At 40.5% G+C, this 24,176-nt stretch carries 12 protein-coding genes; 9 read left to right on the forward strand and 3 right to left on the reverse strand.

Annotated features, from left to right (window positions below):
* Positions 1-16 precede the first annotated feature (16 nt).
* The gene (locus tag XM47_RS06330) at positions 17-2,392 is read right to left on the reverse strand and encodes a DNA polymerase II (RefSeq protein WP_048690850.1); all 2,376 of its coding nucleotides are present in this window, start codon (positions 2,390-2,392) and stop codon (positions 17-19) included.
* A gap of 209 nt (positions 2,393-2,601) precedes the next feature.
* On the opposite strand from XM47_RS06330, the gene XM47_RS06335 reads away from it, so the two are divergent.
* From XM47_RS06335 to XM47_RS06365, 7 genes are all read left to right on the forward strand, one after another.
* Positions 2,602-10,812 carry a filamentous hemagglutinin N-terminal domain-containing protein gene (locus XM47_RS06335; protein ID WP_048690852.1) on the forward strand — a complete coding sequence of 2,737 codons (8,211 nt, stop codon included), beginning with the start codon at positions 2,602-2,604 and terminating at the stop codon, positions 10,810-10,812.
* A 59-nt stretch (positions 10,813-10,871) separates the two neighbouring features.
* Positions 10,872-11,576 carry a SapC family protein gene (locus XM47_RS06340; protein WP_048690853.1) on the forward strand — a complete coding sequence of 235 codons (705 nt, stop codon included), beginning with the start codon at positions 10,872-10,874 and terminating at the stop codon, positions 11,574-11,576.
* A 20-nt stretch (positions 11,577-11,596) separates the two neighbouring features.
* Positions 11,597-13,045: a hypothetical protein gene (locus XM47_RS06345; RefSeq protein WP_048690855.1), complete on the forward strand. Its 1,449-nt coding sequence runs from the start codon at positions 11,597-11,599 to the stop codon at positions 13,043-13,045.
* A 141-nt stretch (positions 13,046-13,186) separates the two neighbouring features.
* Complete coding sequence (locus XM47_RS06350; RefSeq protein ID WP_048690857.1) at positions 13,187-15,202, forward strand: POTRA domain-containing protein; 2,016 nt, start codon at positions 13,187-13,189, stop codon at positions 15,200-15,202.
* 136 nt (positions 15,203-15,338) lie between these two features.
* Positions 15,339-17,258: an alpha/beta hydrolase family protein gene (locus XM47_RS06355; RefSeq protein ID WP_149865468.1), complete on the forward strand. Its 1,920-nt coding sequence runs from the start codon at positions 15,339-15,341 to the stop codon at positions 17,256-17,258.
* 487 nt (positions 17,259-17,745) lie between these two features.
* Positions 17,746-17,970: an HVO_A0114 family putative DNA-binding protein gene (locus XM47_RS06360; RefSeq protein ID WP_245623429.1), complete on the forward strand. Its 225-nt coding sequence runs from the start codon at positions 17,746-17,748 to the stop codon at positions 17,968-17,970.
* A gap of 10 nt (positions 17,971-17,980) precedes the next feature.
* Positions 17,981-21,121 (forward strand): DEAD/DEAH box helicase, encoded by a 3,141-nt coding sequence (locus XM47_RS06365; RefSeq protein ID WP_048690861.1) that lies wholly within the window; start codon positions 17,981-17,983, stop codon positions 21,119-21,121.
* 529 nt (positions 21,122-21,650) lie between these two features.
* Here XM47_RS06365 and XM47_RS19335 read toward each other — a convergent pair.
* Positions 21,651-21,965, reverse strand: a complete 315-nt coding sequence (locus XM47_RS19335) for a Uma2 family endonuclease (RefSeq protein WP_245623430.1) — start codon at positions 21,963-21,965, stop codon at positions 21,651-21,653.
* A gap of 134 nt (positions 21,966-22,099) precedes the next feature.
* The gene (locus tag XM47_RS19340; RefSeq protein ID WP_245623431.1) at positions 22,100-22,219 is read right to left on the reverse strand and encodes a Uma2 family endonuclease; all 120 of its coding nucleotides are present in this window, start codon (positions 22,217-22,219) and stop codon (positions 22,100-22,102) included.
* A 341-nt stretch (positions 22,220-22,560) separates the two neighbouring features.
* Here XM47_RS19340 and XM47_RS06375 point away from each other — a divergent pair, with 341 nt between their 5' ends.
* A complete protein-coding gene (locus tag XM47_RS06375) occupies positions 22,561-22,851 on the forward strand; it encodes a helix-turn-helix domain-containing protein (RefSeq protein WP_048690864.1) in 291 nt (96 codons plus the stop codon).
* A complete protein-coding gene (locus tag XM47_RS06380) occupies positions 22,841-24,151 on the forward strand; it encodes a type II toxin-antitoxin system HipA family toxin (RefSeq protein ID WP_048690866.1) in 1,311 nt (436 codons plus the stop codon). The genes XM47_RS06375 and XM47_RS06380 overlap by 11 nt, the downstream gene beginning before the upstream one ends.
* Positions 24,152-24,176 lie beyond the last annotated feature (25 nt).

Consider the following 24,176-nt stretch of genomic DNA (forward strand, 5'->3'; position numbering starts at 1 on the left):
TATAGCGCTTTTCTTACTAGAATAATCTTAGTTGCCGAGATTCTATTTGGCTAAAGTTTAACCCAATAAATGGCAAAATACTCTCTGCGACCGGTTTGATTTGTTTATCTATGTAGTGCTGATAATCAATTTTAGCAGTCAAATACTCGCTTGGTTGCGGCCCTTGTAATGTAATAAAGTATTTTATCCAGCCTTTATTTTGGTACTGCATAGGCAAGCCCAATTGCTGATTTTGTTGATCGGCTAATCTAGCCGCTTTCACTTGAGGCGGGATGTTTTTTACATAAGCTGATAGTTTTTGCCTTAGCCGTTTACGATAGCTAAGTTGCTTATCTCGCTTGCCATCTAAGGTTTCTTGGATAACCCTTTTGATATATTCAGATGGATCTTGATCGCTAAATATCATTTTATATAGCTCAGTTTGGAACTCCCTAGCGAGTTCAGTCCAGTCACTTCTAACCGTTTCTAGGCCTTTAAAAACCAGTTGAGTTTCACCTTGGCTAACAATTTGGCCTGCGTAGCGTTTTTTACTGCCTAGTTCAGAGCCTCGGATCGTCGGCATAAAAAACTTGTGATATAGGGTTTCGAATTCAAGCTCTAAAAAGCAGTCTAATTGATATTCTTCGGCTAGTTTTTGTTGCCACTTTTGGTTGATCAACTTAGCTAAATCTGTACCTATTTGGTTTGCCTCGTCTGTACATTCAACATTTTCTAACCAGACAAAAGTTGAGTCTGTATCACCGTAGATTACTTTGTAGCCTTGGGATTCTATCCATAGTGCGGTTTGCTGCATGATTTGCTGGCCACGCAAGGTAATTGAACTTGCAAGGCGTTTGTCGTAAAAGCGACAACCGCCAGAGCCAAGTACACCATAGAATGAATTCATGATAATTTTTAATGCTTGAGATCTTGCACTATCTTTATCTCTTTTAGCTTGATCGCGTTGTAACCAAAGGTCTGAAATAATCTCAGGTAAAAAGTGTTTCTCTCGTGAAAATAAACCACCGATAAACCCTTCAATCGCGTTGTCAGGGGACTTTAACCCTTCCACTAAGCCCATGGGATCTATTTTGAAGGTTCTAATAATTGAGGGGTATAGGCTTTTAAAATCAAGGACTAGGACATTGTTAAATAGTCCTGGGATCGATGTCATAACATAGCCACCAGGACTGGCGAGCCCTCCAGATTCCGGAAGGTTGGGCGCGACATATCCTGCTCTATGTAGTTTAGGTAGATAGAGGTTTGTAAAGGCGGCTACAGAGCCACCTATTCTATCTAGTTCCAAGCCTGTTAGTTGGCTCCTTAATTTTAAAAAGTCGAATAGCTGAGTTTTTTTAAAGATCTCACTGACAAGTTTGCAATCTTCTAAGTTATATTGGGCTAGCTTTATTTTATTGTGGCGAAAGTCATGTGTGATATGCTCGGCTCGATTCTTAACATCTTCAATTAACTTTCCCTTGTTTAATAACTCCCTAGATACATTTTCTAAACTAAAACTTTCAAAATGATAAGTTGCTGTTTTCAACGCATCTATGCCATCAATTACGACTCGCCCTGGAATAGTGACAAAACCTTGGTTAGTGTCATTTCGGTTATCGCGCCAATAGGCTCTCGTGTTATTGCGACCAAAATTTAATGCTATTTTGTGTTTCTCAGCTCGCTTAAATAACAGTCTGAAATCAAAATTAACCACGCTCCAGCCAATGATTAAATCAGGGTCTAGTTCTTGGATTGATGATATGAGTGCTTGGATTAACGCGGATTCATTTTCTAGCCAGATTATATTAAGCGTTGAAGGCTCAGGCTTACCTATCATTAAAACTAACTCTGTGGTGTCATTTTGTAATGCGATTGAGTAGAGTTCGCCTTGCATTGAGCATTCAATATCTAGCGATAAATAGGATAAACAAACTTCAGTTGGTGCAGCTGTTATTTTTGTGCAAGCTAACGCTTTAAAAGTATGATTGGCATTTGCTGTTTCAGTACTTAACCCGGCAATACCTGAGGTTATATTTCTTTCAATTAATAACCTATCGTGTACTTGGATGTCAGCTTCGTAGGTTTCTATGCCATTTTGGTTCAGAACTCTATTTGCAGCGCGGTGATCTTTTATTCTATCAAAGTATAACGCTGTGACTTCTTGATGAACGAAGGTGGTTAGTTTAAGCGCTTTAGCAGAAACCTTGATTCTATGCTCAGTTAACGTGGTTATGGCTTGTGCTTGATCTTCAGTTTGAATGAAAAATAAACTTCTTTGTTGGGGCAATGTTAATAACATGGGGCCGTCAGAATTGACAACCCAATAACTGACTTCAATTCCGTTATTAGTGTCTTTACTCTGTCGAGTCAATAAAAAACCTTTATAGACAACTTGTTGTAAAATTTCTGTCATAAATCAAGTTCGTTTTTTCTACAGCCCTTGTGGCACCTAGCGTCGCTTTAAAATAATAAGTCCAATTTAAGTTTCAATTTTGTTTTTATTATGTTTTTTCCTGTAAAAAGATCTTTGCATCTTGAAAACTTTGTACTAATCTCAAAAATGCTTATAAAACCAACAGTAGCAAATAAAACAAATTTTGGGTTAAACCAAGGATACTAAAAATGAATCGTAAAACCACTCGTGTTAAAGCAAATACGCCATTTTCTCACCCATTAACAACCACCAAATCATCAATTGCCATTGCGATATCGACAGCTTTATTCGCATCCAATGCATTTTCAGCAACGACAGGGTCATTAGCTGATAGTTCGGTAGATAGTAATGGCGGGGCTACAATTTCAGGTGTTGGTGATGGTTCTAAAACCGCAAGTGTCGATACTGTAACACAAAATACAATTATCGACTGGAGTACCTTAGGTCTAGCTTCGGATGAAACGATAAACTTTAATGGTGGTGTCGTTGACTCTGTCATACTCAACCGAGTGGTTGGTAACGATGCCAGTTTAATGGATGGTGCTGTTAACTCCTCCAATGTTGAGACGCTCATTTTTGTTAACCCAAATGGTATTACTGTTGGTAGTAATTTTAACAATACTGGCGCTTTAAATAGTAATTTGATGATATCAACTAAAGATATCGCAGATTTGACTGGTTACGATTCAGATGACAGCGACGGCATAGACGAAAATTTTGGTTTAACTCTGACCGACTCGGGGAACAATGCTGATATTACTATCAATGCAATTAGAGCAACGGTTAATGATGATAAGTTATTAAATATTGTATCTGAGGGTAATGTTACTATTACCAACTCTGGTTCAGGCACGGATACTCTAGGTGCTAACTACCTGACAATAACTGCAGATGGAAATGTTGACGGTTCAGCGGGTGCTATTGCTGCCGATGGAGAAATATCAATTAGCGCTGCAGGCCTTGATGGCACAGATGGTGATGTCGATATAGAATCGGTAAAAGCGGGTGTCATATATATAGACGCAGCTGGCGATGTGTCTGTTTCTCAATCTGAAAGCACGCTTACGATAGGCCAAATTGAAGGTGCAAATATAGATTTAACCAGTGTCCAAAGCTTGGCTGGTGGTGCGGTTATTGTTAATAACCCAATTACAGCAACGACAGGTTCCCAAAGTGGTAAGAACACTGATTTCAGCGATGCTGATGCGCATCTAATATCCGACGGCACAATTACGATCACTGCCTCTGATTCAGCAACTAATAATTTAGAAATAGGTTCAAGTGGTAATTTAATCCAAGTTAGTTCTGCTGGCGGAACCTTGACAACTTCAGGGACTAAAGTCGGAAATTTATATTTAGAGTTAGATGGCAGTCTTAACCTAGGCGATGTCACTGCTGCTGAGAATATACAAATTACAGGTGTAAATGATTCGGATCAGATCACTCAAACTGGCACACTTACGCTTTCTAAATCAGCGGGTGGTGAAATAGAGTTAGATTTTGAAGGCGCTGATGTTACCAACCTAGACGTAACAGTAAGTAACTCAAATGATTTAAGTATTACCGCGAACGATTTAACCTCAGCAACGATAGACGATACTAATGTCGCAGACTTAACTATTTCTGCAGATGATATAAGCGCAGCAACTATTGCAAATACCGATGATATTTCTATCACCTCCGATTCTTTAGGCCTAGCTTCTGGCATTTCTGCTACTGGTCAAACTATTACCTTAAGTGTTGATGGCGCAATTAGTGGCGCTACCGGCACAGATTTTACTGCAGATACATTAGTGATTAATGGCTCTAATAGTTCAGGCACGTTTGAAACCGATGTCAATAATTTGAATTTAACTTCAGCTGGTAGTTTAGATGTTACCAATGATGGCAATTTAGTCTTAGGTGTTGCGACCGTTAATGGTGATACCAGCATATCTGCAGCAAACGCGGGCGATGATATTACCATAGGTAATTCAATGACAATTGCTAGTGGAGCCTCATTATCACTCGATACCAGTGGTGCAGGTGAAATTATTATCAATGGTGCTGTTTCAGGTGACTCTGCAAGTGCGGGTACTTTGAACTTAGTCGCTGATAATATGGATATCAACTCAGCTATTGATACGGGGGTTGTCACCATAGATTCAGCAACGGCTGATGCCAACATTGATTTAGGTGGCGCAACCGGCACATTGAATTTAGATTCAACCAGTCTCTCTAATTTAACAGCGGGTACAAATGAACAGAATGTTCAGATCTCAGATGCTGCAAATACCGGAACTGTTACTATCAGTTCAAGTATTAACAATGCAAATGTAAATCTTGATATTAATTCAAGCGCATTAAATATTGATTCAGCTGTCACAGCGAAAACACTTGATATAGATTCAACTTCAACAGTGACCACAACAGCAACGGTTAGCGCTGATGATATTAGTGTTGTTGCCAGTGGCGATGTCACTTTATTAACTGATGTTGATACTATCGATATTGATGCGGGTACAGGCAATATCTCAATTACAGAAACAGATGCGCTAACACTGAATGATATTACAACCACTAGTACGGCCACTAATGCGATTGTTATTAGTTCTGCTGCGTTAACTTCTAATGCTTCAACAAGCATTGAAACTGGTGCCGGTGGTCAAATTGGATTAACCACAACAGGTGATGTTGATATCAATGTGACAGGTGGAGCAACTTTTAATGCTTTATCTGATGGCGTTGCATTAGCAATTGATGCTGGAAGTAATAGTTTAACTTTCACTGATGCGGTTGGGGATGATAATGCCGATGATACCCTGACAGTTACTAGTTTAGATATTCAATCTGCTACAGATATTAGCACAGGTGCAGATGCAATTACGGTAACCGCTGGGGACCTAGATTTATCAGCGACGGGAACCTTAACCGTTGCAGGCGCATTAAGCGCAACAGGCGATGTTACGCTGTCTGGTAATACAGTTAGTTTAGCAGCAGTGACCTCTGATTCAGATACTAGTGGCGCTGGAGATATTACGATTGAAGCCGGTACGGGCGATTTAGCTTTATCTGGTACTTTAACAACAAATAACAATGATATTGATATTCGAGGCTTATCAGATTCAGATACCTTGGGCTTAGGTTCAGGTACTGGAGATGTCAATATATCGCAAGCAGAGCTCGATTTGATTCAAGCTGGTACAGGTGTTATTACATTTGGTAAAGCAACAGGTGGTGCGGTTGATATTGATGCGGTTGACTTAGATACAACTACAACTCATTCAGGCGTTGATATTTTATCTGCTGGCGCTATTGCTATCGATAATGCGTTAAACATTGGTGCGGGTGGTGATAACGATCTAGATCTGCAAGGTGCGAGTATTTCGAACGGCGGTAGTGCGGTTATTACTGCTAATGAGCTAGATATAGTTACAACCGGAAATGCAGTCCTGAGTGGTAGTAACGCTTTAGATGGCACGCTTACCGCAAATATTGGTGGTGACCTAACGGTTACTAATACAGCTGGCTTAGATTTAGGCGCTGTTACGACAACATCTTTTACCCTGACTACTAATGGTGCGGTTACAGATAGCGGCACAGTGATTGCCACAGGTACAACGACCATAGATTCAATGGGCAACGACATTACGTTAGATTCAGCAGCTAATGATTTTGAAACGATTAATTTAGATGGTGCCAATGTCACAGTTGTTGATGTCGATTCTATAGATCTTGGCACCACGGACGCGACTGGTAATTTATCTATAACAGCAGCAGGCGATGTGACTGACTCTGGCGTTATAACTGTAACAGGAACAACTAGCGTAACAAATGCTAATGCAGATGTTATTTTAGATGGCGATAGTAACAGCTTTACAGGTGCAGTTACTGTTACGGATAACTCTGGATCGGAAGGCACGGTTGATGTGACCTTAGATAATGGTTCTACAGACCTTGATCTGACGGTTAATTCTGTTGGTGATGTGACTGTTGAAAGTGCTGGCGCTTTAGGTTTAGGCGGCTTTGCAGCGGGTGATTTCACTGCCACAAGCTCAACAAGCATGAGTAACATAGCGAGCCTGAGAATTGATGGCAGAGCTGATTTAAACTCGACTGGCGATATAGTTCTAACAAACACAGGTAACAATTTTAATATTGTTGATGCATCTACGTCTGGCGATGTAACGCTGGTAGATGAGCGAGAGTTTATTTTAGGTGATATTACAGCTACCAACTTAACCGCGACATCTAATGTTGACAATGTTGGTACTGGAGAAAGTTTAACTCAGGATGCAGGTACAACAATTAATGTAACTGGAACCACAACAGTTGCTACTGGTACGAATGGTTCGAATGATGCTGAGTTAACTTTAAATGAAGCTGGTAATGATTTTGGAACTTTAATTGTTAGTCGAGGTAGCGACGTTACCATTAATGATGTAGATGATGTCGTGATCGGTGGCGTTACAGCCTCAGGTGATCTAGACATCACAGCAGGCGGTGCGGTAACTGACTCAGGCACTATCACAGTAACAGGTGATACGAGTGTGATGGCGACAGGCTTTGACATTACGCTAGCGGATGCCTCAAGTGACTTTGGTACGATAGATTTAGATGGTACGAATGTTTCAATTGTTGATGTAGACGATGTTGATTTAGGTGTGGTTACGGCTACAGGCACATTAGATGTGACAGCAGGTGGTGCGGTAACTGATTCAGGTACAGTTGACGTAACAGGCGCCACGACAGTGACGGCAACCGGTTTTGATATCAGCTTAAATACAGTGGATAACAACTTTGATAGCGTGATGTTAGATGGTGCGAATATTACAGTTGTTGACGAAGATGCTTTAGATATCGGTATGACGACTGCCTCAGCACTGACGATTACAGCGAGCGGAGATGTAACAGATACGGATGTAATTACGGTATCGGGTACCACAACCATTGATACTTCGGGTGCAAATGGTGATATTGACTTAAGTACAAATACACAAGTGTTAAATACTTTAGTTGTGAATGCAGGCACAGGTGATGTGGATGTAGATGAAACAGACGCATTAACGCTTGAGGTTACGGCAGCAGCAGACGTCACCATTGATTCAGTTGGCGCGTTAACCTTGAACGCAGGCTCAATGGATAACCTAACGGTTAGTGCTGCAGACTCAGTTGCAGATGCAGGTGCATTATTAATCGTTAATACAGCGAGTATTGATACCTCAGTTGCAGGCGGCAATATAGACTTAGCGAATACAGCGGACTCACACTTAATTACGACGTTAGTGGCGAATGCAGGCGTAGGCACTGTTGATGTCGATACCAATGCGGCATTATTCCTAGGTAATATCACAGCCTCAGCGTTAACCGCAGATGTAAATAATGGCGGCCTAACAAGTACAGGTACGTTAACGGTATCGGGCTTAACAGATATAGATACCTCACACTCAAATGGTGGCATTGCGTTAAATAACACAGCACATAGTTTATCTAGCTTACAAGTTAATGCGGGCACGGGGAACGTTGACATTAATGAAGCTGATGCACTAACTCTTGCCGTGACAGCAGCGGGTGATGTAACACTTGATTCGGTCGGTGCATTAACCTTGAACGCAGGTTCAATGGCGAATCTAACGGTAACGACATCAGCTTCGATTACGGATGCAGGTGCGTTAACGATTACAGATACAGCGAACTTAACCACCTCAAATGGCGTAGTTGATTTAGATAACAATACACACAGCTTAACCAATTTACTTGTGAATGCAGGTACAGGTGTGATTGATATTGCGGAAACGGATAACTTAAACCTAGGTACAACGACAGGCTCTGCGCTGACAATTACAGCAGGCGGAGATGTGACAGATACGGGGGTTGTAACGGTATCAGGTACAACAAGCATTAATACCTCGGGCGCGAGTGGAGATATTGACTTAAGCAATAATGCTCAAGTATTGAATACGTTAGTTGTGAATGCGGGCACAGGTGATGTTTATGTTAATGAAACAGACGCATTAACACTTGAAGTGACCGCAGCGGGCGATGTGACAGTTGACTCGGTAGGAGCGTTAACCTTGAACGCAGGTTCAATGGCTGACTTAACGGTGACAGCTGCGAGCTCAGTTACAGATGCAGGCGCGTTAACGTCAACAGGTACAGTGAGCATAGATACCTCGGCTGCGAACGGCAATATTGATTTAGACAATAATGTTCATACGTTAGCGAACTTTGGAGGTAATGCAGGTACGGGTACGATTGATATCTTAGAGTTAAATGACTTAAATCTAGGTACAACGACGGCGTCGGCATTAACGATAATCTCAGCGGGCGCGATAACAGATACGGGTGTAATTACGGTATCAGGTACGACGACGTTAGATACCTCAACGGGTAATGGTAATGTTGTATTAGATGATGCAGCAAATAGCTTTGCTGGTTCAGTTGCTGTTAATGCAGGAACGGGAGATGTTACTTTAGTTGATTCAACTGCGCTTGAATTAGGAGCGACAACGGCTAATATGTTAACAGTAACTAGTGGTGGTGATTTAACCGACTCAGCGACCGTGACAGTCAATACGTTAGATTTTGATTCAACCGGTGGTGTTACTTTAGATGCGATTGATGTTTCAACCATAAATGATTCAGCTGCTCAAGGCTCTGTTGCTATCACAACAACAGCTAACTCTGGTGATACACTGACAGTTAATGACATCATAATTACAGACTCAACGCCTGTTAATACGAATGAATCTGATTACTCAGTGTCAATCACAGAGACTCAAGGTAGTGCAGAAACTGGAATTACACTTGCGGGTGATATTAAAGCGACTGATGGGGCGAGTGACTTATACTTATCTAGTGTAAGTGTGAGTGCAGGTAGCTCAAATGAACGTGAGATTGATTCAGATGGTAATGCATTATTAAAAGCTAAGGCATTTACTTTCACTGCTCATGGTAACCTAGGTAGAACTAATCCTATTGATATTGACTGGAAAGACTCTACAGCTTCATCTGTAAATCGCTTAACCGTTTCACTAGGTGATCTAGATGCAGTTGATATAGATAATGATACAAATCACTCAAATAATAATAGCGATTTTGATGATGTTTCATTAAATATCAATATTGCAGGTTTTGATTTAGAAGACGAAGATAATTTGCAAGGTGGTAGTCGTGAAATAGCGATTAGCTTCACAACTGAAAATTCGTCAGATACCTCAGCTGGACCGGATCTAATTGATGCAACAAACGACACCTTGTCGGGTAACTTCTTAGAGTTAAATTACTTTAATCGAAATACATTTACTTCTGTGAATAACAGAATTGATCAATTAGAAGAATTATTAGGTGAAGGATTTGATTCAGATAATGGTCAAACGGTAGCCGCTTACATTTCATACTTAGTGAATGGTGATGATGGTATAAATGGATTTGTTGATATTGATGGTGATTTAGTCACAGCAGGTATTAACGCTTCAGACTTCTTCGATGGAACTGGCGGTTCATTTACTACTATTACTAAGTTAGGTAATCAAATTGCTTCAATTGCTGATTTCTTTGATAGCGCTGATGCAACTGCGACAGCTGCGGATGGATCTGATGTTAGTTATGCAACACTTAAATCATCTGTGAGAGCTGGCGATTTAAATAGCGACTCAACTTCAGACACATTAGCGAATGAAATTGCCGCAATTCAAACTGATATTGATAACAATGAAACAGCTTCAGATAGTGCAGATACAGCATTAGATAATAGAGTAACAGAAGTTGAAGGCACATTAACTGGTTATACTTCTGCTAGCACAGTAGCTGCCGCAGTTACAGCGAACGCAACGGCAATCAGTGACGAAACCACTCGTGCGACGGCAGCTGAATTAGCGAATGCAACGGCAATCAGTGACGAAACCACTCGTGCAACCGCTGCTGAAATGGCGAATGCAACTGCAATCAGCGATGAAACAACTCGTGCAACCACTGCAGAAACAGCTAATGCAACTAAACTAGCAGCATTAGCCGCATTCACTATGGATACAGATGGAAACATTACATCAACTACTATCAATAATGATGTGAATGTCACAGCTGGAGGCACAGGTGCGAGCTTATCTAATGCAATTGCAGATGTGACAGCTAACGCTACTGAAATTGCGAGTGTGAAAAACACTGCTAATATTGCCAATGCTAAAGCAGATGCGATTGCAGACTTTAGAGTGGGAGAAGGTGATACCGCTGCAACAACAGTTGAAGAAGTTAATAACAGCAATGTCGTATTGAAAGCGGTTGATGCAACAGCAGCAACAGTTGGAGATGAAACATTAGGCCAATTAGGCAATGATGTACAAGACATTGAAGACGATAAGAATACAGGTAACGGATTCTTAGACTTCTTCAGAAAATTGTTTGGTAACTCAGAGCAATAAAAACTAAATGGGAGCTTAGCTCCCATTACTACCAAGAATAATAATTAAAGGACGCCAGTATGGAATTAGGTATATATCGTAAAGTTGAAATATTAAATAAAGATCTTCACTTTAATCATAAAGTAACACCGCTTAAAAATTATCAATTCTCTAGTTCACTACGTGAATGCGTGATAACCGCAAATGAATTTTATGAGTGCGCAAAATCACTTCCTATTTTATTTACAGAGTCTAAATCAGGCAGTTTAACGGCCATTACATTATTAGGCGTTGAACCAGAAAAAAATGTAATGCTAGATGAAAATTTACAATGGAGAGCAGGGGAATACATTCCTGCATTTTTACGTCGATATCCATTTGTTTTCGTACAAAACGACAACAGCTTAATGCTTGCATTGGATGCCGCATCAGAGGCAGTAAATAAAGATGATGGCCAAGCGTTGTTTGAATCTAACGGTGAAGCGACATCATTTACTAAAAAAGTGATGGGTTTTATGAAAGACTTTCAGCAGTCATGTAAAAATACAGAATCAATTGTTGCTACCATAAATGAACTTGGCCTTTTAGAAGATGCCAAAGCTGAAATGGTTTCTGCAGGAAAAAAATACTCAATTAATGGCTTTAAGCGTGTTAACGAAGAGAAACTAAAAGCTTTATCTGATGAGCAAACTCTTGAATTAGTACGCTCTGGTGTATACAACCTGATCGTAGCGCACTTAATGAGTTTATCTAATTTTAGAAAGTTATCAGTACTAGCAAACTAAATTAAGCTAAGGAATAAAACATGCAGCATTTACTAAAAAGAAATAGCTTGTTTTTGATTTTATTGCTGAATGGGTTATCAGCTTGTTCTGACTCTGATTCTGCAAGAAAACAAATTAATTACTCATTTGTTGCGGAAGATGCTGCTTTAATAGGTTTAGATGTTTCTGATAATGCTGGCAATCAGGCAACAGAATCTTCTCCTGGTACATATTCATTTGATGCTGGGGTAGTACCACAGCCTCCAGTTACTTTTGTTACCAGAAATACCGACTCTGAGCCTTTTAACAGTTTTCAAGATTTGGATGCCAGTGGTGATCTTTCTGAAGCCGATATTGCTTACAATGTTGGATTTTCACTTAAGTTTATTCCTCAAATAAACCCAGACGAAGCCGGTATTACATCTGTTTTTGCTAACCCAATAACCGCCTTGATTCCTGCACAAGGTACCACTGGTGGTTTGGGAGGGTTAAATTTATCCGAAGTGAATAGCGCATTATCTGGCGGTGTTAAAAATGCTGATCCTGTATTGCAAACTAAACTGCAAAAAATAGCGGCTAAGATCACAGCAGTGCAAGAGGCTATTGTCGCCTCAACAGGGCAAAAAGCTTCTAAAACTAATTTAACGAGTATTAATTTACTTGATAGATTTAACCTCAGCTCAGATACCTTGACGGATGATACTAAATTAAATCAACTTGTTGATTCCGCGTTAGATTCATCAGGGCTAAGCACGGAAAGTATTCAAGTTGTCAAAGCAACCGCCACTCAAGTCGGAACTAACATTAATAAAGCAACTAGCCCAACCAAGGGTAATTTATTTGAGTCGGCAATTAAATTAGTTCAAACCGAAATAAAGCAAACTACGACAGTGGCTCAAGTGAGTAGTTTGATTTCTGAAACCAAGCTACTGACTGCGTTAACTCAAGTTGTATCCGGCATAGATTTGGCTGAAACGGTCGCAAGCAGTGGCGGTAAAGAAGCGTTTGTCGCATCACTTTTGCTTGTTCCTCCTATGGATGCTAATGGCGATATCTTTCCGCAAGGTAACGACGTGATACAACGTGGCATGAGTGACTTTGCTTTAAGCTTAAATAAAACCAGCAATGTGATCACCATTGCCGATAATGGTGCTTATTTTTCTGGTGCTGGGGTTCAGCTCAGCTATTCAGATACAAGCAAAGCATATGGCGGTATTAGTGGTAACGACGCTTATGCTATCTCTTTAAACGCGATTGATTTAGTCGGTGTTGAAGGGTATTCATTATCTCAGCTAAGGCTAATATCTTTTTGTATTGACTATGATACAAGCACTCAAACATGCGGCGTAAATAACCAGGGCCAGCAAAGCTATGCTTTAGCCACTAAAGCAGAAATCTGCTCAGCTTATGATAACCAACCTCTGAATGAGAGTATTTTGCAGAGCATAAATGCGAATTACGGTGATTCTTGCTCTACGTCCAATAATTAAACAAAATATCCGCATTTATTTATTAAATAATCCCGTTTAAGCATTGAGTTTAAACGGGATTTTTGTATACACTCATAGTTGCTCATTTTCTAATCCTATTCAACGATAAAAATAATAAGTTGGATTTTATAAAGGCTAACTATGAATCTTCGTACTCTCGCTATTGCGCTACTTTCTACCTACTTCTCAACACAAGCCACGGCCAATACCATTCAAAAACTAGATAAAGACCAACAAGAAATCGACAAAGTGAACGCGGCTGACTTAGAGAAACCCACATCAATCGAAGCTTTAGAGATAGATCAAAACATTCAACGCCAAGCTGAAAGTAAAATGACTCAGCAAGTTAAATTTCGCTTAAATAGCATTAACCTGCAAGGTAATGAAACGTTAGCCAAAGCAGAACTCATAGATGTGATTAAACCTTATGTGGGCAAACTGGTCACAGTGGCTGAGCTGAAAGAAATTGCGCAAAGAGTTACCTTGCTATATCACAACAAAGGTTATCAAACTTCACGTTGCATAGTTCCGGAACAACAAATTAAAAATGGCGTTGTTACGCTTAAGATGGAAGAGAACAAGTTAAACCAAATTAAAATAGTGGGTGATAATAGCTTTGAATATGAAACTAGGTTATTTCTTCGATATCTAAATGACCTGAGCGGTAAAATAATTCATGCGCCAACATTAACTAAGCGACTCGCTAAATTAAACTTTTTACCTTCGGCTAAAATTAAGCCAAGGTTATCTAATGCGGGCTTTGGTAAAACTGACCTAATTCTAGAAATTAATGAGATTAAAGCGACTAGCGTTATCTCTTTATACAACAATGCATCAAGATTAACTGGCGATGTTAGAGCTAACTTAGGTGGAATTTTTGTAAACCCAACCGGACGTGGTGATTACCTACAATATGGTGTATCGATTGATCCGCAAGAAAATCGTAACTTCAGCTCGTTAACCGCTAAATATGTCATGCCATACGGCATACAAGGCGGTCAGATTCAGTTTGACTACGCTTACATGAATTACCGAGTCGCTCCTGAGATATTAAACCCAGATACATTTGAAGCCAATGGTTCTGGCACTTTAATGAAGTTGCAATATTCACAACCTTGGGATTGGTTAGGAGACAACGCCAAATACGGTTACTCAGCTGAAATTAAAGAATCGACAAACCAACAAATTCAGCATACTAATATTAACGTTAATGTGCCTATTACTAGCTTAGATGAATGTCCAACTAATCAAGTTGTCGAAAACGAAGCCACTGGGCAAAGAATTTGTGTGTACGATCACCCGGATTTATTGGCTGGCTTTAAATGGTTAGATACTAAAGAAAAAATCTTGGCAGTGAGTGCTTTTGCCAGTAAAGACTTTAGATACAAGTTATTTGACCAACAGGCATACACCAAAACCCAGTTTAAATTAACTAAATCGTTAGAAGGCGCGCTTGGCGCTTTAACTCAGGCCGAGATTAATGACAAATTTAGAGTCAAAAATGCGCAAACCCAGCAACAAGAATTTAGAACTCTAACAGGCCCTGTTGGTAACGAAACCTTGATGCAAGCTGATTTTTGGAAAATCTACTTTGATTTGACTCATTATCAGCAATTTACGCCAAACTTAAACCTTATCGTGAATTCACATTTTGAATACACACCAGAAAAAGCACTTCCTAGCTCATATAAATACGGTGGAGCCGATTCGGGTATTTGGGGTGGTAATTTAGACTTAGCACTGCAATATAAACTAACTGACAGCTTTAATATCCAACTAGGCTATCACTTAGAAACCGCAGTTAATTACACATCAGACAAAGACTATACAGACGCAGTACAAACAACAGTGAATGTAAAAGATGATAATGGCGACGATGTCCTAGTGCCTATTTTAGACTCACAAGGCGAGCCAACGGGTGAGTTTGAAGTCGCGACAGAAACGATAACGGTAGAAGATGGTAAAGTTCAGCACTTTAGTTGCGGCATAAAAACCGTTGATATTAATAGCTATTTTACTTGTAACGTGACTTATCCATACCTACAAGCTAATTATAAACAAGGTAACCATAGCTTTGGGGTTAACTTGAGAACAAAACCTGAGGTTTTCGAGTCTCGCAGAAGAAGCTTAACCGTTTCTTACGCATATAAGTTCTAAAAACCTCAGACTAATCGCGGTATCTAACGTATTTTCAGGTATCGCGGTTCAAATTACGACTTTCCCTTTCCCTGTTTTAACATGTAAAATGTTTTGTCTTGCTTTAAAAATCTTCTGAATATTAGAAAGGATGCTAATGGTGAAAAACCTTACTGCCATTTTGTTGATAGTGCTTTGTACATTTACGAACTTAGCGATAAGTAAACCTCAATTTATACCAACCAAAGCTTTTGCATCAAAGCCGGATGTCAGCAAAATTTTACTCTCGCCAGATGGCAAACACATAGCTATGCTACTTAAAGCAGAACAAGGCGACGTAAAAGCTACCGTACTACAATCGGTAAACTTACAAAATTTTGAATCAAGCTTTCTAACCTATGCAGAAAATAAAAAATATGTCATGACAGACATAGCTTGGTTAGACAATGAAAATATTATTGTTGATGTTAAATATCCAGCCTCTCGTCGAGGTACTCCGGTAGATGAATATCGCGTCGTTAAAATTAATATTTTTGAAAAAAAGCTTAAATCGGTTATTCCAAAATCGACGTTATCTCGATTAGATTATGTGCCCAATGTGCTATCTAATGTATTAAGCATAGTGCCGGAAGATCCTAACTATATTATTATGCAAATTTCGGGTCATATGCACACAGGTGAGCCGAGTGTTGTCCAAATCCCACTGACAGACAAAGCGAGAACTCGCTTTCTTGAAAGAGCCGAAACTAACATTTTTCACTGGAAACTAGATCAGCAACGTAATGTACGGATAGGCATATACAGAGATAAAACCCATTACAAAATTTTAGAACGAAAAAATAAAGACGAAGAATTTCGTACCTTATGGAAGTTTGAAGCTTTTAGTGCCGAAACGGTTTGGCCGTTAGGTTTTGATCTCGATCCAAATATTCTTTATGTACAAGCGCTACACAAGGGTAAAGATGCCATCTATAAAGTCGATTTGACGGACAAAGATTTAAAGCTAAATCTGGTTTATGCAAAAGAAGATTATGATGTAAGTGGTTATCTAACCCGCTCAAATAAAACTGGCGAAGTAATAGGTGCTGGCGGTTATATATGGGATAAAGCGCGAGTTCGGTTTGAAAAAGCAATTGATAAAGCCTTACCAGATAACGACAATTACCTAGTTAGCTTTAGCCAAGATGAAAATAAATATATAACCCTATCAACCAGTGATACAGAAGCGGGTGTCTACTTAGTTGGCGACCGCAAAGCTAAAACTATGGATATAGTTGCTTACAGATACTCAGACCTAAAACCAGAATTAATGGCAGCTAAAGAAAAAATAAGCTACAAAGCGAGAGACGGGTTAACAATAGAAGGCTACCTAACCTTGCCGCAAGCTAGCTCAGGTAAAAACCTGCCTACCTTAATTTTCCCTCATGGTGGACCGATTAGCTACGACAATGATGGCTTTGATTATTGGACTCAATTTTTTGCCAATAGAGGCTACGCCGTGCTGCAAATGAATTTTAGAGGCTCAGCTGGCTACGGCTTTCAGTTTATGCAACAAGGCTTAAGAGCTTGGGGCCAAGCAATGCAAGACGACGTTGAAGATGGCACCAAATGGATTATTGAACAAGGTGTTGCCAATCCAGATAAAGTTTGTATTGTCGGTGCTAGTTACGGTGGTTACGCAGCATTAATGGGCACAGTGAAAACGCCCGACTTATATAAATGTGCTGTCAGCTTCGCTGGAGTAAGTGATATAGAAGCTTTAGTAAAAGCACACAGAAACTTTGTTAACTACGAAATAGTGAAAAAACAAATCGGCGATGACTACAGCAAACTGTGGGAACACTCACCGTTAAAACATGCTGAAAAAATCAAAGTCCCTGTACTGTTAATTCATGGCACCAAAGACAGAGTTGTGAGAGTTGACCAAAGTGAAGATATGTTTGATGAATTGGACGATTTAGACAAAGACGTCGAATATATAGAACTTGATGGCGGTGACCATTACTTGAGTAATGCCGACCATAGATTAACGACATTTAAAGCTATGGAAAAATTCCTAGCCAAACAACTACTATAAAGCCCTGCGTCAGCAAGCCTGACGCCTAGAAAAAAAACAGCATATAAACTGTATTTTTAAATAACAACCTACAAGCTGTAATTTACCACTTGATATTATTACGCGCATAAAAATGTATGAAATGATCACTTTTATGCGCATAAAAGTGTTGTTCAACTCAAAAATTATCTGCAAGAAAGTGTGGTTTAGCTACTTTTCTTGCTCAGTTAGATTGTTTTTACTCTAAGCAGTAAAATCACCTTGCGATATTATCAGCAGTTGATAAGATTTTCGGCTATGTATAAAGAGTACAGTACAGACCAAGCGCTGTTGTACGCACTCGCTGGCGCTGGCTTTATAGAGCTAGCAAACGATTTAAGTAAACTATGCATGTAAAGTAATTAAAAACGCAAAACAGTCGCGCTGCGTAATCGGGATTAAAGGGCAAACTCCCGACCCAGTTCACCCCGTCGATATCTGATTCGACTCGCTGAAATCCGTGGCCAATGTGCTGTCGAAAGAAAACCAGCAGTTGTTAAAAGTGATTGCCGATCAACAGCCGCAATCTGTGACTGAGCTGGCAACACTTACAGGCCGAGCTGTCAGTAATGTGTCGAGAACACTGAAAACATTGGGCAAGTACAACTTGGTTGAAATGCAAAAATCACAAAATGGATTGGCGGTAAAACTGCGATATCAATCGATGTTGTTATTGATCCAGCCATTAGAATAAAAGGAATATCATGCAGCAAGTTGGAATTTATGAGCAGTTAATAACACAGCTGATTGCCAGTCGCATTGACCGAGAGCGATTCTATGTCGGCGAACGTGAGCTCAATAGCAGTGAAGCATCCGTCTGGCTATCACGTTTCTTATCACACATTCTTGAGTATGCGATTGAGTCTGTCCCCTCAAGAGATGATCGTCTGCAACAGCAAATTGCTTTGTCCAATCAATTGTTACTCTGGCTAAAAACACAAATTCAAGCTAACGATTTTATCGAAGACAATTTGCTTGCCAGCCAAGGTAAAATTCTGACCGCGCTCTATGAGCTCGAAAATCCTATCTCAGCTGATTTTAAAAATTATATTAACGATATTTTTCCTCTGACAGGTTTAACGCAAAGTGAGCTGTTTTGTGGTAGCAATGCTGGATTATCACTTGAATCTGAATTGAAGCGAGAGATTTTATCCGCGGATAAAATTTACTGGTTAGTATCATTTATTAAGTGGGCAGGGATACGAATTTTTCGCAAAGAGTTAGAAGAGTTTACTGCTAGCGGCCGTGAGCTAAAAATTATTACTACCTCATATATGGGGGCGACTGACGCGAAAGCGGTTGAGTATTTGGCGAGTTTACCAAATACCGAAGTGAAGTTGAGTTATAACACTGAGCGGGAACGTTTACATGCAAAGAGCTATCTATTTTTACGCAACACGGGTTATCACACTGGTTATATCGGCTCTTCCAATCTTTCCCAATCAGCGTTAACCAATGGATTAGAGTGGAATTTAAAAATTACTTCGCAAGAAATCCCTCACATTATCAATAAATCATTGAGCACCTTTGAAACCTATTGGGCTTCTAATGATTTTGAACACTTTAGTGGCGATGCAACAAGCAGTGAAAAACTCAAAAAAGCCTTGAACCAGCAGCGCGGAGATATTGAGGCCAGCCCAACCCACTTTTTTGATATCTCGCCGTTTCCTCACCAAAGTGACATTTTGGAACAACTGGCCGTTGAGCGCAGTGTACACCAACGATTTCGCAATTTAGTCGTTGCGGCAACCGGCACCGGAAAAACCCTAATTTCAGCCTTTGATTTTGCGCGTTTTATCAAAGAAAAACCTCAAGCAAATTTCTTATTTGTTGCGCACCGAGAAGAAATTTTAAAACAAGCGAGGGCGGCATATCGTGGCGTATTGCGTAATGGTGCTTTTGGTGAACTTTGGGTTGGTGGACATACGCCGGAGTATTATCGCCAGTTGTTTGTTTCTATCCAAACGTTGGACAATCAGTTAGATCAACTTAACCTAACCGCTGATTATTATGACTACATCGTGATTGATGAGGTGCACCATATTAAAGCACCAAGTTATCGTGCGCTGCTTGAGTATTTCTCGCCCTCGATTTTGCTGGGGCTGACAGCAACACCAGAGCGTCATGATGGCGGTGATATTTTAGCTGATTTTGGTGGTGTGATTGCGGCAGAAATCCGATTACCTGAAGCAATTAATCGTCGACATCTTTGTCCGTTTCAATATTTTGGTATTGATGATGATACCGACCTACGCACCATTCCTTGGAGCCGTGGGCGCTATGGCATTGCGCAATTAACCAACCTTTATACCCATAACCAAACACGTTTTAACAAGATTTTACTGAGTATGCAGGAAATCATCACTGACCTAAGTAAAATGAAAGCATTAGCTTTTTGTGTGAGTAAAGAGCACGCCCAGTACATGACACAGCAACTCTTATTAAAAGGCATTAAAGCGGATGTGCTAACTAGCGATAACTCTCACGAGAGGCAACAAAAGCAGCAGGCCATTCGATCTGGCAGCATTAACGTGCTTTGTGTGGTCGATATCTTTAACGAAGGTGTCGATATTCCCGAAGTCGATACTTTATTGTTTTTACGACCAACTGAGAGTTTAACCATTTTCTTGCAACAACTTGGCCGAGGGTTGCGTTTAGCTGACAGTAAAGAGTGTTGTACAGTGTTAGATTTTGTTGGTAACTCACGCCCAGAATATGATTTTGCCAATAAATTTAGAGCCTTAATCGGTAAAAGTCAGCGTGCTATAAGTGAAGAGATAAAGCAAGGGTTTCCTCATGCACCACTGGGGTGTCGCATTGAGTTGAGTAAGCGTACTCAAGAAATGGTGCTTAGCAATATTCGTCAAGCTTCATTAACGTTGAAGCGCCTAGTCGCGATGATCCGACAATATCCTCAGCATTCCACACTGCCGTTAACACTGTCGAACTTCTTAATCCTAAATCCTCATATCAACTTGAATGAACTTTATAAGCGAGGGAGTTGGTCGCAGTTGGTTCAACAAGCCAAAGATGAAATTAATGAAAGCATGCCTGATGAATACCTCCTTAAAATGCTTAAAAAAACCATTCATACTCGAATTTTGACCTGTGATGATCATTCGTATTTGAGTTACTTAAAACAGCTTTGCCAAAATAACTTAGCTGTTTTAGATGCAGGACATCGTCATGCATTGATGTGTCATTACGATTTCTGGCAGAAAACGGGGGCTGAATGTGGATTCGATTCAGTTGAACAGAGCTTAGCGAAACTAAATGCTTGCGAGTTAAAAGCAGAACTGTTGGACGTTGTTAACTGGAAACTCGCACAAACCAAGCATGAGCAACCCATAATGAAGGCTTTGCCAGAGGTTTCACTAAGGCTGCATGCACGTTATGCGCGTGAGCAAATATTGGTGGCATTTGGTGCGACCACGTTTGAGCGCCAGCCGCCAGCACGCGAAGGTGTGTTTGTGCTGAAAGATCAAAATATTGAACTGATGTTTGTCACCTTGGACAAAAATGAAAAGCAGTTTTCACCCACTACTATGTATCACGATTACGCGATTAATGAGCATCTCTTTCACTGGCAGTCACAAAATAGCGCACGGCCAGATAAAGGCCGTGGTTTGGAGTACATCCAACACCAAAAAATGGGTAAGCGTCTGTTTTTATTTGTGCGTGAGCAAAGCAAAGATGAATACGGCCGCACCATGGGTTTTGTAAATTATGGTGAAGTTGAGTATGTGTCACATACGGGGTCACAGCCGATGAGCATTACTTGGCAGTTAAAAATACCAATGCCTCACTTCATGTGGCAACAAGCGGCCAAGTTAGCTATTGGATAACTACTATGACGAATTTAGTTTACCCGCTTTGGCTTGGCAGAAAAAACCGAGCAAGCCGCTGCAAAAATTATTAAGCCAAAGGTTTTTAAAAGAGGTTAGCGCATACACAGGGTTAAGCCGTGAGTAGCTAGAGTGCTACAGCAAAAATAGGTTATAGCGCAGTGTATCGTGTTTGCAGGATCTTAAATTTTATTTAGATGTGTTTAGTAGTCAGTCAAGCATCTCAATGAAGTCGGTGGCTGAGATTTATAAAACTTGGTGCTTTTTGTGTTTGAAACCGATTTTAGAGCTCGAACTCGGTTTTGAATTGGTGGAAAAAAGTGCGACGAAGCTTGCTCAAAATGACTTTTTGAGTACCAACTAAAAGATGGTTTTACCGGTGCCTTTCGTTTTAAACGCAGCGATGGTGTGACAGCTAGACTGGCACACGAGACTAAATTTACCAAAAAAGGCCAATCAATTCGATCGTATGTGGTTAACCAAGAGGGTAGGATTAAGATTCTAATAATTATTGTCATAAGAAAACTATTCACCTATCACAAACGTCTGCTTGTACGCGTTTATAAATTTCAGCGTCAGGCAAAGTTAAATCTATGGCCTCAAAGGTAATTTCTTCACCTAAAAAATAGTGAGTGGGGCACCATTGGTCGCTTTTTCGAAATACCGCAATTTCCACATAATCTTGCTCAATAATGACGTATTTTTTTAAGTTTGGAAGGTTAATATATTCAAGACGTTTGGTTTGTTCGTCCGTTTTGCGGGGCGGTTTTGAAATCACCTCAACAATGATAATTGGCGTATCTGTGTAATAAGGTGTGGATTCATCAAAATTGCAGTCAACCATGGCATTCGGGATAATAAAAATTATCTCGGATGCGTAGTTTCATGTCTGGGCCAAACGGCTCACAAAGATTATCATCCAAATGATTACCTAGCGCGAGTTAAGTTCAAGCAAATTCGTTCGTGGTTTACAGTAGCTTATGCCATGGCATAAGCTACACCATCGATAAATTCGTGCTTTATTTTGCTATTTAATTCAGCTGCTAAGTATTCTTCAACAGAAATTTTATTTAGTGCTTTGCTGTTGGCATAAATCATCCGGCAACTCTTAAACCAAAATATGGTTATAGTTTACTCGATATTTTGAATCTGAATGTAGATTTAAATGATTAACTTATTTTAAATCAGGAGGTTGAGGCTATCGTTTTCTTTAATCTTCACTTTTAACCACTAACTTAACCACCAGGCTCTCGCGTCCTAGATACAAGCCTATTAGGCGATGAATTACCTTACCTCACCCCTTGCCTGACGCAAAGTATCAGCTTTTAGTATCTTTCTCCAGTCATGTAATGTCTACTCACATTAATATGGATATTATTGTATCCATAAAGTAGGAAATAACGCTATAATAGACACTATTGTATCCATTTAGGCTGCGTATGAAATTTTCACTTTTAGATGATACCGATGTAAGCCAAGCTTTTGCTACTCATCTGCGGGGCTTACGCAAACAAGCGAAGCTATCGCGAGAGGCACTGGCACTGCGAAGTTGTGTACCTGCTTCGACCATAAAAAAGTTTGAACTCACCGGGCAAATTTCATTTCGTCAGCTGCTGCTTTTGTGGCAGTCGTTGGATTCACTAGACAGGCTTTATCAACTGACACAAACCACGGCTGACCGTACCGCTTTACCGACCAGTATAGAAGAGGTGCTTAAAGATGAGCTTTAAATCCATTCAAAAGTTGAATGTGGAGCGCACTCTCACAACGGGCGAAACTGTATCGGTGGGTGTATTAGCGCAAAACCGCCAAGGTGTTTTCTTTCAGTATGATGAAAGTTATCTAAGCAGGTTTGGCAATTTATCCCCTTTTACGCTTCAAGGCGATGTGCGATTGCAGCAAGCACCGAAAGAGCCTCACCAAGGTATACACGGCGTTTTTGGAGACAGCCTTCCCGATGGTTGGGGCTTGTTGTTGCAAGATCGTGTGTTTCGCCAACAAGGTATAATACCCGCACAAGTAACAGCAATGGATAGACTGGCGTTTGTTGGCCAGCAAGGGATGGGGGCATTGTCTTTTACGCCTGTATCAGAGCTTTCATTAGATCAGCGTTCAGATGTTGATTTGGAAACACTTGGGCTTGAAGCCCAAACCTTGTTCGACCAATCCCTCTCTGACGATCTAGACGGTAGCACTCAGCAAGTGTTAGCAACCTTGGTGGCAGTCGGCAGCTCCGGCGGTGCTCGCCCTAAAGCGCAAATTTATATGCCCTCTGGTGACGCGACGCAATGCCGCACCTATGCACAGCCTGGCGATGAAGCATGGTTAGTTAAGTTTACTTCGAAGAACTTAGCATTGGGTCACGAAGAAGGTTTGTGTGAAGCGGTCTATTTAGAAATGGCTGAGTTGGCAAAATGTCAGCCACCGATTTGGCAGTTAATTGAAGCACCTGCGAGTAGCGGTGCTAAAGCATGGCTTGCGTTAAAGCGTTTTGATTATTTACCCGCTCATGAGAAGGCAGGGCGCTTACATATGCATAGTGCTTGTGGCCTATTGGATGCAGATTTCCGAAGCCCAAGTTTAGATTACAGCGATCTGATTAAGGCCAGCCGTCAACTTTGTAAATCACCTGCTGCTGGGCAACTTCAATTTCGTCGCGCAATGTTTAACTTGTTTGCAGCTAACCAAGACGATCACAGTAAAAACTGGGGCTTTTTACAAGATGATGATGGCAGTTGGCAACTCGCCCCATTTTACGATGTAACCTTTAGCCCTCACCCTTTTAATGAACATGCCACCGCCTTTGCAGGGTATGGAAAAGCACCACCACTTAAAGTGATGCAAAAGCTAGCGGCCAGTGCAGGCTTTGCTCATTGGAAGGAAGCACAGCAATGCATTCAAGAGGTCGTTGATGCCATTAGTCAGTTTAGGCCGCTTGCTGAGCAACTCGGGGTGAGTAAGACCACTGTGTTAGCGATAGAAAAAACACTCGCAGAACGTAAGCAAGAAAATGCGGCACTCTTGGTTTGATGGATGAATGTGAAGCAGTGAGTTT

Origin of the sequence: Catenovulum maritimum (genome assembly GCF_001050375.1) — a bacterium.
GTDB classification, from domain to species: Bacteria; Pseudomonadota; Gammaproteobacteria; order Enterobacterales; family Alteromonadaceae; genus Catenovulum; species Catenovulum maritimum.

Bases quoted from the DNA above. Each gene is read 5' to 3' on its own strand.
- XM47_RS06330 (WP_048690850.1), bottom strand. From the start codon at position 2,392: ATGACAGAAATTTTACAACAAGTTGTCTATAAAGGTTTTTTATTGACT.
- XM47_RS06365 (WP_048690861.1), top strand. From the start codon at position 17,981: ATGCAGCAAGTTGGAATTTATGAGCAGTTAATAACACAGCTGATTGCC.
- XM47_RS06335 (WP_048690852.1), top strand. From the start codon at position 2,602: ATGAATCGTAAAACCACTCGTGTTAAAGCAAATACGCCATTTTCTCAC.
- XM47_RS06350 (WP_048690857.1), top strand. From the start codon at position 13,187: ATGAATCTTCGTACTCTCGCTATTGCGCTACTTTCTACCTACTTCTCA.
- XM47_RS19335 (WP_245623430.1), bottom strand. From the start codon at position 21,965: ATGGTTGACTGCAATTTTGATGAATCCACACCTTATTACACAGATACG.
- XM47_RS06340 (WP_048690853.1), top strand. From the start codon at position 10,872: ATGGAATTAGGTATATATCGTAAAGTTGAAATATTAAATAAAGATCTT.
- XM47_RS06355 (WP_149865468.1), top strand. From the start codon at position 15,339: ATGGTGAAAAACCTTACTGCCATTTTGTTGATAGTGCTTTGTACATTT.
- XM47_RS06375 (WP_048690864.1), top strand. From the start codon at position 22,561: ATGAAATTTTCACTTTTAGATGATACCGATGTAAGCCAAGCTTTTGCT.
- XM47_RS06380 (WP_048690866.1), top strand. From the start codon at position 22,841: ATGAGCTTTAAATCCATTCAAAAGTTGAATGTGGAGCGCACTCTCACA.
- XM47_RS06345 (WP_048690855.1), top strand. From the start codon at position 11,597: ATGCAGCATTTACTAAAAAGAAATAGCTTGTTTTTGATTTTATTGCTG.
- XM47_RS19340 (WP_245623431.1), bottom strand. From the start codon at position 22,219: ATGATTTATGCCAACAGCAAAGCACTAAATAAAATTTCTGTTGAAGAA.